The sequence below is a fragment of the Komagataeibacter kakiaceti JCM 25156 genome, assembly GCF_000613305.1.
In genome coordinates, this window is record NZ_BAIO01000049.1 from 1 (window position 1) to 10,392 (window position 10,392).

The window sequence follows — 10,392 nt, forward strand, 5'->3', positions numbered from 1 at the left end:
CGCACCGGCCGCGCGCGGGCCGGGAATGGGGCCGCCCGGCGGGTTTGTTGGTGAACGGTACGGGGCGGCGGTATGGTCGAACTTTCCCGTCAGCGACGTGCCGCGTCCGGGGGTGCGTATGGGGCAGCTAACGGCGGCCCAGCACGCGGCGGCCATGACTCTCCTCAGGGTTCTTCTGAGCGCCAGAGGCTATCAGAAGGTTCTGGACATCATGGGATCGGATCAGGCGCTGGCGGATGGCGGAACACCGTTTGCGTCCGGTCGGGCGGTCTATACGATTGCGCTATTTGGCGCGCCATCGGAAAGCGCGCCGTGGATGGTGCAGTTCGGCGGGCATCATCTCGGGCTTAATGTGGTGATCGACGGCACGCACGGCATCATGACGCCGACGCTGACCGGCGCGCAGCCCGCCGTGTACCAGGCGGGGGAAAAGACGGTGCGGGTGCTGGCGGGGGAAAACGACAGGGCGTTCGCCCTGCTGGACACCCTGGATGCAAAGCAGCGGAAGCAGGCCATTCTGCCTACAGGGTGGAGGATCTGGTTGCCGGGCCGGGGCATGATGGGGAAACGATCGTGCCTGAGGGAATCAGGGGATCCGCACTGACAACAGCCCAGAAGGAACGTCTTATGGACGTGATCGGTGAATGGGCGGGGCTTGTCAACGATGCCTACGCGGCCCCGCGCCTGAAGGAAATCCGTGGCGACCTGAACGAAACATGGTTCGCATGGAGCGGCCCGCTGACACATGCGCCCGGCCGGAACGGATCATCCTATTACCGGATTCAGGGGCCGCGTCTGCTGATCGAATTTTCACCGCAGGGTGTGGGCGGCGATGCGACAATGCATGTCCACACGGTCTATCGCGACCCGACAGACAGCTATGGCAGCCGGTTTACACGCCGGTGATGTTCCACAAACGGATAATTCCGCTTGCCGCCGTCGTGCTGCTGGCAGCCGGGTTTCCAGCGCGGGCGCATCGGCTGGATGAGTATTTACAGGCGACAACCATCGCTCTGGCGCGGGACGGGATCACGCTGCGACTACGGCTGACACCGGGCGTGGACGTGGCGGCTGGCGTGATCCGGCAGATCGACCAGAACGGGGATGGCGTCCTGTCCGTGGAGGAGCAGCACGGTTATGCGGAACGGATTGCAGAACATCTGTCGTTTTCCCTCAACGGGAAGCCGGTATTCCTTCGCCCGGTCGCCGGGGTTTTCCCCACCCTTGACACAATGAAGGGGGGCGCAGGCGTGATCGATATTGTGTTTGACGTGAACACTCACCTCGGCAACGGGCAATATCATCTGGTTTACAGGAACCGGGCTTCCGGGCGCCAGACGGTCTGGCTGGTGAACTGCCTGCTTCCGCAGGATCCTTCCATTCATGTTCTCCAGCAGAACCGTTCGGAGGATCAGTCACTTTATCAACTGGATTTTCTTGTTGAAGGCCGAAATCCTGCAAGGAATTTTTCCGGATAACTCATTTTATCCGCTACCCACTGGCGGTCCGACGGACCGCCCGTCTTCATTCGGGATTTATCGGCAGGGAGGGTACCGGGCGCGGTTGCGGGTTTGTAAAAGCGATCTGATTTATTCAAGGAACATGAATGCCTGCTTCCCCCATTAAGCTGACTGATCGCATCCGACGTTTCTGGAGTTCTCCCGCAGGTGGGGCATCCGTCCTGCTACTGGCCTCCCTTGCAGGCTTTGTTCTGGCGAATTCACCGTGGGCAGCAGGTTATACCGCCCTGATAACGCTGCCGGTGAAACTTTCCTTCCTTGGGGGACGGGGGCCGGAAAACATCGAGGCATGGGTGTCGGATGGGCTCATGACCCTGTTTTTTCTGGTGGTGATTCTCGAAATCAAGAAGGAGATCGTCTCCGGCCATCTCTCATCCCTGCGCCGCATCGCCCTTCCATTGATTGGCGCGGTGGGCGGAATGGTCGTGCCCGCCCTGATTTACCTGCTGGTAACATGCGGCCATCCGGAAGCGGCGCGCGGCTGGGCCATTCCCGTTGCCACGGATGCGGCATTTACCTTGCCGATCATTCTTGCGCTTGGTCAGCGTGTCTCTCCGGGGGCGCGGGCCTGGTTGATGGCCCTTGCCATTTTTGATGATGTGCTCGGTATCGTCGTGATCGCCCTGTTTTATGGAGCGCCCCTGTGCTGGCCTGCGCTGGTGGGTGCTCTGACTGTCACCACAGCATTGATCGGCGCGAACAGGGCGGGGGTCAGGGCGCTGTGGGGCTATGCTACCGGTTGTGTCCTGTTATGGGGCGCCCTGCTGGTTTCCGGGCTGCATCCGACCCTTGCGGGGGTCGTGACCGGACTTTGCCTGCCCGCAACGGCGCCTGCAATGTGTGCTGGGCAGGATTCCCCTCTCGACAAAGCAGCATCCGTACTGACGCCCGCTGTTACCTGGGTGGTCCTGCCGCTTTTCGGATTCATGAACGTGGGCGTTTCCCTTACGGGCGTTTATGCAGGCATGATGCTTACGGTTGTGCCGCTTGGCATCATGGCGGGATTGCTGATTGGCAAGCCGGTCGGGGTGTTCGGCGCGACAATGCTGGCGGCCCGACTGAAGATTGCAACACTTCCCGCCGCAACGCCGGCTGGAATGCTGTTCGGTCTTTCGCTGCTGTGCGGTATTGGCTTTACGATCAGCCTGTTCATCGCAAACCTGGCATTTGCGGGGCTGGAGCTTGTAGTCCCGGCAAAGATCGGGATATTCGCGGGGTCCATTCTCTCTGCCTGATGGGCTGGTTCTGGTTGCGTTTTCGCCTATCCATAAAATAGGGACGGGGCGGCACATATGTGCAGGCACGGGTGCTGCCATGTGTGTTGATTTCCGATACTTTTCCGGACATCTGGCGTTATGTCACGGGAGATGAGAGAGGAGATGGTCATGGCTCCATCGCGCGCGGAACCCGTCCTGACCCATCCGGACAGGCTTTTCTGGCCGGGTGTGACGAAAGGTGATCTTGCGGCTTACTGGCGCGCAATGGCGCCGGTTGCCATGCCCGGCCTCGATGCCCGCCCGCTGGCGATCCTGCGCTGCCCCGATGGCGTGGCAGGCCCACGCTTTTTTCAGAAACACGCCCGTTCGGTGCTTCCGGCCGCGATCCGCTCGGGCACCCTGCTTGGCCAGCCCTATCTTGCAATTGACGATGCCCGTGGCCTGCGGGCGATGGCGCAGATCGCTGCCCTTGAATTACACGCCTGGCAGGTGACGGAGCGGGATCCGGAACATCCCGATCGACTGGTATTCGATCTTGACCCCGGTGAAGATCTGCCTTTCGCAAGTGTTGTCGAGGCGGCGCATATTGTGCGTGATCATCTGGCGGGGATCGGTCTCGCCTCCTTCTGTCGTACGACGGGCGGCCATGGCCTGCATGTTGTCGTTCCGCTTTCCCGTAAGGCGGGTTGGGCGCATGTGCGGGATTTCGCGCATGAAACCAGCATGACACTCGTGCAGGTGCATCCGGCGCTGTTCGTCGCAACGCCGCGCAAGGAAGCGCGCCGTGCCCATATCTTCATCGACTGGCTGCGCAATGGTCCCGGAGCCACCGCGATTGCTTCATACTCGCCACGCGCCCGACCCGGCGCCACGGTTGCAACACCGCTTGCATGGGAAGAAGTGAACCCCGGACTTGATCCGGATGTATGGACGTTGCACAGCGTGCCACGGCGGGTAACGGCGCAGCCTGACCCGTGGGCCGGTTATGGGGATATGGTGCAGGATGTACCCTGCACGCAGGCGGAATAAGTAGCCAACTGAAAATCCAGAAAACATAAGGAAGTTTTGGTGAAGCTTTTTTCAAAAAGCTTCAGGAACCGTCACCTTCTAAAAAAGGCGATACCCAGAGGCTTTTATTATTTTTTACGCACCAAAAAATGCAACTGTAATGCAGAGCATATCCAGTCCGTTCATTCAGTATCTTCTCGTAAAATCATCCACCTGAGGCCAGTATCCATGCCTCCACCCGTGCGCGATATGATATTTTTTCGATTATGGCTTTCTTTTTTTCTATAACTGAAGCACCCTTATGGTTTACGTGGTGCCGTGCGTTCGGCATGTATTGGCAACGAATATGATGATGAACAGAAGTAAATAGAATATATTATGCAGAGTGCAGAAGTATCTCCTCAACATCGTTCTCCCCTTGAATATATGCGGGAAAAAATGGCGCAGGCGGACAGCATGTTCAGAAGCGGCCTTTCCGCCGCATCAGATGATGCCGACATCATTGATCTTGCCAGAAAAATGCTCGCTCTGTGTGATGAGGTCGGTCAGGAATTACATCGGATATGTCCGGTCCAGCCTCTGGCCTGTCATAGTGGATGTGATACATGCTGCCGCAATCTTATTCAGACCAATCCGGTTTTTGCGGCCCTCGGGCTGGCGGAGGCGCGCCGGAGTTTGATAAAGACCAGTTCAGCATGCTTCAGGACAGGCTCGCCTCCGAGACGCTTTTCTGCCCGTTCCTGTTTGACGGGAAATGTTCCATCTACCATAGCCGCCCCATGGTATGCCGAGGATATTACAGCTTTGATGTGGAACTGTGTAAGCAGGGAGAATATTCCGAAAAAAATATGGGCTATCAGGGGGACGGAGCCCATGCGGCGCATCAGTACATGATATTTCTGTTTGTTCTGGAGCAACGTATTGAAAGTATCGAACGGGAGCTGGGTCTGGATTCTGGCCCCGTCTTTTTACATGATGCCGCACATGTGCTTCTGGTAACGCCTGGGGCCCTTGGTCTATGGCAGTCTGGCAGGCATGGTCTCTTCGCAGGGCCGGATGTAAAAGCATAGGGGGAATGTTATTGTTTTGATCTGAATGATTTTTCTGTTCTGTATTTTAGATAAAACCAAAAACATATGAAGTATTACTTAAGGTCCGCCTTTAAGGAAATCCAGAAAACATAAGGAAGTTTTTGGTGAAGCTTTTTCCAAAAAGCTTCAGAAAACGCCGCCTTTCCGAAAAAAGGCGATACCCAAAAACTTTTCCTGTTTTCAATAATCACCGGGAAAGAAACGGGGCGATCTATCCGGGGCGCGCTTCAGGATAATATGGATTGGCCGTACAGCCTGTTGCAGCACCTTCCACATAACCGAAGCAGAGGCTATAATACTGGTGCATACAAGCTAAATGATCGTGTTATTCGGTAGGCAGCCACAGGCGACACGTAACGTGAGTTTTTGGCTTTAGAAGCCCGGATACCCTTACAACAGGAGACGCGCAATGAGTCGAATTCTATTGGCGGTTACTGCTGGCCTTGCCCTGTCGCCCCTGAATTCCTATGCACAGTCTTCTTCTACGAACGACACTCAGGGAAATTCTTCTGTCATTCCCGGCGAACCGCCCCCTCCGGCAGGGATGTATGGTTCGGGTGCCCCACCGATCATGTCCAACGGGTATGGAATGCCCTATCCATATATGTATAACCCCTATGTTCCCTATGGGCAGGGAGATATGAACAGCCAATATTCCAGCCCGTATCCATCTCAGCCATATGGATCGGGCAGTCAGGTCATTGTTGACGGGAAACCCGCCTTTCCCCAGGGCGGTCCCCGCCCGCCATGGGGTAGCCGGGTTATAGTGGATGGACAGTAAAGACACGGGACAGCGGAAAGGTCGCCGCCGGTTTCAGGCGGCGCGGTCGCGGGAATTCCTGTCGGGACAGGGCGTGTTGCCTGCCATGATGCAGCCGAAGGGGTCGATGTAGTCCTCGATTTCGGCCAGCCCGTATTCGTCAATCTGGCGTAAAACCGTGTCGGCCCGTTTGTAGGCTGATGGCAGTTCCGATGTATCGACTTCCCCTCCGTAAAAGCGGATATCCAGCCCCCGTGTCTCGGCGGCGAGCAGGGCGGCGGGCGGGATGGCTCCCATACGGCGGCGATGCTCGGTGCGCGTGAAGTTGCGGCCCGCGCCATGGGGCGCGAAGCCCAGCCCGTGGGCGGCATCTTTTCCACGGACAATCAGAACCGGTTCGGCCATGTTGAGGGGAATGATCATCTTCCCGCAGGCATCCCCGGCATGGTCGCCCCAGGCAGGTGTGGCGCCCTTGCCGTGGTAGAACAGGCCATTGCGCCTGAACACGAAATTATGCTCGTTCCAGAACCGCTCCACCACATCGGCCTGCACGGCGGTGCTGATGGCATGATGCAGTACGGTATGGTTGGCTCTGGTCCAGCGGCGGACAAGCTGCAGCGCCTCCCAATAGGCGCGGCCATCCGGGCCATCTGCCGGAATCCACGCATTCCGCGGTAACGTGGCGGGAGAAAGCTGCTGCCTGTAACGCTCGGCCACTTCCATGCCCGCCTTGTACAACTGCCCGCCCGGCCCGCGTGAGCCATGATGCGTGACCATGACCGTATGCCCGGTACTGCGCGAACGCCCCACGAACAGGAAATGGTTGCCATCACCCTGCGTGCCCATATGGCTCCGTGCTATGTGCAGGGTCTTCTCGCGCCGCAGGAAGGGATTGGCGCGAAAAGCATCGAGCAGATCCGGTTCCACCGCAAACCGGTTGCCGTCCCTGCGGCCGCCGCGCCCGAAATGCGTCATGGTGGAGGCCGCATCCAGCACCATCTTCGGATCGGCCGCGCCAAGGTCGGTCATCATGACAGAACAGCATATGTCAGCCGAGTGCATGCCCGGGTGTATGGCGTTGCGCGTCGCGACAATGCCGCCCACCGCAATGGTGCCCAGCGGGCCGGACGGGCAGGCATCGGGCATGATGGCCCCGGCCTGTGCCGTAGGCGTGCGCAGCACTTCACGCATTGTGGCCAGCACGTCGTTCAGGTTGTCGGTTTCATCCGGGTTTTCCGCACGGATCGAGATATGCAGCGGCACATCGCCTTCCCTTTGCAGGGGCAGGTGTGGCGGCGGTGGGGATGGCCGGTCGGCGGCCAGCAGGGCGCGGATATGCGCCATGTCCATCCCGTTGGCCCGCGCGGTGTTGGCGCGGGCCAGCAGGGCGGCAAAGGCGGGGCCAGGGCGATAGCCCCATTCAATCAGGTGCGTGCCGGTTATGGGGGCGGGAATTTCATGGGTCATGGTCATTCACGTTTTGCTGGGGCCGTGGGCGCGCGGGCGTCCACGGCATAGTGCCTGCTGATCCCGGTGGGCCGGGTGGTGAAAAAAGTTCTGGCGACAAGGGGTTGGAGGGACAAAGAGGGGAGGGTTCCCGTAAGAGTGGCCTCGTGACTGTAGTCCCCCCGGCATTCGCCAGAGCTGTTCAGAGGGGTTGGGCCATGATCTGCCCAACCCAGTGCGTGGCTTCCATCCGGCCCGATGTGAATTCGGCCATCTGGTCAAAAACCGCATCGGAAAAGCCGCCAATATTCAGCATATCCCACCGTTCGGGTGCCTGTGTGGCGCCATAGGGCTGGATGTCGATACAGATGAGGCGCGCCGCCGGATTACGGGCTTTCAGCTTTGCCCATTCCCGCATCATGGCCGTGACTCTCCCATCGGGCCATGCGTTGCCCCACGATGCGTTGTCCGATACGAACACGACAAGATCCGCCACCTCGTTCCGGGCATTGAGCCATGCCAGCGGGGCAGCGCAATCCGTGCCGCCACCGCCCAGTTCCGCAAGGCGGCAGACGTTGGCCAAGATCGTATCGCCGGGCTCCAGAACAACGTCACGTACCTGCATGGCAAAGGGCAGAATGCGGGCGGCAGGATTGCCGCGCCTGATCGCTACCGCCACAAGGGCCGCAACATCAATGCACTGCACCGCCGAGGTGGCGCTCCCCCGGTAGCCCGTGACCGGCGCATGCATGGACGCCGATACATCGGGGCATATCACCACATGCCCGGCAAGGTGGGGCACATTGCTCACCGCGCGTTCCATGGCGTCGTGCAGGGCCTCTCTCAGGGCGGGGGGCACAGCCGGGTCCAGCGCTTTCAGGGTCGCAAGCAACTGGTAGGGCTGGGCCCTAGCCGCCCTGAACCGTTCATGGTCGCGCAGCACCGCCGCCACATGGGCCACCACCTCCGGATCATCAAAGGCGCCATTGCGTGTCAGCATGTTCAGCCCCTGCCGCAGGGTCTGCCATGACGCCATGCGGGCGACCATCCCCCACTGCGTGGGCGAGAGCGGCAGGCTGGCCAGAAGCTGGAACGGCACGGCGGGCACCCGTTCGGACTCCCCCGCGCGGAAGGCCAGCAGGTCCCGCACGATGGGCGGCAGGGCCGATACATCGACGGGCCTGCCGATCAGCCAGGCATGGAAAGCCTCACGTTGCGCATTGCCGGGGCGCGGATGGACCATGCGGATGATATCGGCCAGCGAAGGGTCAGTTCCGACCGAGGCCGCCAGAAGCTGCCCGTCGGATGCGCCATTGAGCCAGTCCCGCACCATGGCCTTCGGGCGTGAGCCCAGCGACCTGCGCCCGGCCTGCCCGGAGCGCATGATCCGCACGAAGGTGCGCAGCATACGGCCGGAGGTCACGACCCGCGGGAACGCGCGGACAAACAGCGCCGTATCGCGCAGGGACAGGATGGCCAGCAGCAGGGCGGGCGTATCCTTCATGTGCCCCCGGTTCCGGGCATGGATGGCTGTGCGGGCCAGGAAATCAGGGCTTACGGCATGGGCCTGCTCGATCAGGGCCTGCACCTGCGTCTGGGCATCCTGATAATAGCCATCGCCAAAGGTACCCGTCATGGCAAGCTGGGCCAGCTTATGGGGCGCGCCAGGATCATAGGCGACGGCCCCGGCCACATTACGGGTATTGGCCCGTGGTATGAACCACTCCCGCAGCGATGCAAACACGGATCGGTCTGCCATGGCTCTGTTTCCTTTCTTCGTCATCTCCTTTTTCTGCCTGAGGGAAAGACGAAGAAAAAGAAAAACGACAATTCCGTATAACCAATTGTTATTGAACTGAATTGTCGTGATTCTGGTGCGGGTGCTTCCAGAAAACATATATGGATTTATATGGGTTTATCGTTTTATATAACGCCATGCGTAATGTTGTCATCGGCTTCCTCGGAACCACCCTTGATCAGGGGCGTCGCTATTCATGGCGGCCTTCGGTACAGATCTGTGCCCATCCCGATTTTCCGGTCGACCGGTTGGAACTGCTCCATTCCCCTCACAACCTGCGGCTGGCCGAGAAGGTGGCGCGCGATATCGCGGCCCTGTCCCCCCGGACCGAGGTGCGGCTGGTGGGCATGGAAATCGACAACCCGTGGGATTTTCAGGAAGTTTACGGAAAGCTGTATGATTTTGCCGAATCATATGGCTTTGACGAGGATCGGGAACGCTACTACGTCCACCTGACGACTGGCACGCATGTGGCCCAGATCTGCTGGTTCCTGCTGACGGAAAGCCGTCATATCCCCGCTTGCCTGCTCCAGAGCGGACCACCACGGGGGGAGGACGCGCCCAACGGCACGATTGACATCATTGATCTTGACCTTGCGCGCTACAACGCGTTGCAGCGCCGTTTCGAGGCGGCGGCGCGTGAGCATTCCTACATGCTGCGCGGCGGCATCCCGACCAGAAATGCTGTCTTCCACAACGTGATAGAGCGGCTGGAACAGGTCGTGACCCGTTCGGATGAACCGATCCTGCTGGTGGGGGAAGCGGGCGTTGGCAAGACCACGCTTGCGCGGCGTATTCATGAACTGAAACTCCAGCGCCGCCGCATCAAGGGGCGTCTGGTGCATGTGAACTGCGCCGGGTTGCAGGGGCCGCACGCCATGGCCGCGCTGTTTGGTCAGCGGCGCAATGTCGTGGGGCTGGCGGGCACCGAACGGGCAGGCTTCCTGAGCGGGGCGGAAGGCGGGGTGCTGTTTCTTGATAATATCGACCTGCTGCCCCATGCGGAACAGGGCCTGCTGCTCGATGTGCTGGAAAGCGGCAGTTATTACCCCGTGGGGGCCGATACCGCGCAGAGCTGCCGCTTTCACCTGATTGCCGCGACCAGCCGGGACCTGCCCGTGCTGGCGCGGCAGGGTATCATGCGCCCGGACCTGCTGGCGCGTCTGGCGCTATGGGTTTTCCGCCTGCCGCCGCTGCGTGACCGGCGGGAGGATATGGAAGCTGAACTGACGTATGAACTGGAGGAAGCTGAACGGAGCCTGGGTTGCAAGACCGGTTTCAATGCGGATGCGATGGCGCGCTATCTGCGTTTCGCCCGTGACCCGGTCATGCCATGGGCGGGGAATTACCGGGATCTGTCGGCCTCGGTCCGCAGGTTGTGCACCCTTGCCGAACGTGGGCGCATCACCCTGCCGATGGTAGAGGCGGAAATCCTGATCCTGAGCCATCAGTGGGCGGCGGTCCGGCAGGATGGCGATCTTGCATTGCTGGCCGGGGTGCTGCCCGACCCGGCGGGCGTGGATGAGTTTGACCGGGCGCAGTTGGCGGCGGT

6 protein-coding genes and 2 pseudogenes are annotated in these 10,392 nt (G+C 60.1%); 6 read left to right on the forward strand and 2 right to left on the reverse strand.

Annotated features, from left to right (window positions below; all coding sequences use genetic code 11):
* From JCM25156_RS21750 to JCM25156_RS29790, 5 genes and pseudogenes are all read left to right on the forward strand, one after another.
* Positions 1 to 906: pseudogene (locus tag JCM25156_RS21750) on the forward strand (DUF3500 domain-containing protein); the annotation flags it as partial.
* On the forward strand, positions 906 to 1,478 hold the full coding sequence (locus tag JCM25156_RS05295) for a hypothetical protein (protein ID WP_025812376.1): 573 nt from the start codon (positions 906 to 908) through the stop codon (positions 1,476 to 1,478). The pseudogene JCM25156_RS21750 and the gene JCM25156_RS05295, both read left to right, overlap by 1 nt.
* A 128-nt stretch (positions 1,479 to 1,606) precedes the next feature.
* Positions 1,607 to 2,796, forward strand: a pseudogene (nhaA, locus tag JCM25156_RS21755) (Na+/H+ antiporter NhaA).
* Positions 2,797 to 2,905: 109 nt separating this feature from the next.
* Positions 2,906 to 3,766, forward strand: a complete 861-nt coding sequence (gene ligD / locus JCM25156_RS05305) for a non-homologous end-joining DNA ligase (RefSeq protein WP_025812377.1) — start codon at positions 2,906 to 2,908, stop codon at positions 3,764 to 3,766.
* A gap of 584 nt (positions 3,767 to 4,350) precedes the next feature.
* A complete protein-coding gene (locus JCM25156_RS29790; RefSeq protein ID WP_199898819.1) occupies positions 4,351 to 4,815 on the forward strand; it encodes a YkgJ family cysteine cluster protein in 465 nt (154 codons plus the stop codon).
* Between the two features lie 835 nt (positions 4,816 to 5,650).
* On the opposite strand, the gene JCM25156_RS05315 is transcribed toward JCM25156_RS29790, so the two are convergent.
* Together JCM25156_RS05315 and JCM25156_RS05320 are read right to left on the reverse strand one after the other, a co-directional pair.
* Positions 5,651 to 7,063, reverse strand: coding sequence for an RtcB family protein (locus JCM25156_RS05315; protein WP_148299330.1), 1,413 nt, complete (start codon positions 7,061 to 7,063; stop codon positions 5,651 to 5,653).
* Positions 7,064 to 7,244: 181 nt separating this feature from the next.
* The gene (locus JCM25156_RS05320; RefSeq protein ID WP_025812380.1) at positions 7,245 to 8,801 is read right to left on the reverse strand and encodes a vWA domain-containing protein; all 1,557 of its coding nucleotides are present in this window, start codon (positions 8,799 to 8,801) and stop codon (positions 7,245 to 7,247) included.
* Between the two features lie 176 nt (positions 8,802 to 8,977).
* Here JCM25156_RS05320 and JCM25156_RS05325 point away from each other — a divergent pair.
* A partial coding sequence (locus JCM25156_RS05325; RefSeq protein ID WP_025812381.1) for an RNA repair transcriptional activator RtcR family protein occupies positions 8,978 to 10,392 on the forward strand: 1,415 nt, incomplete at its 3' end.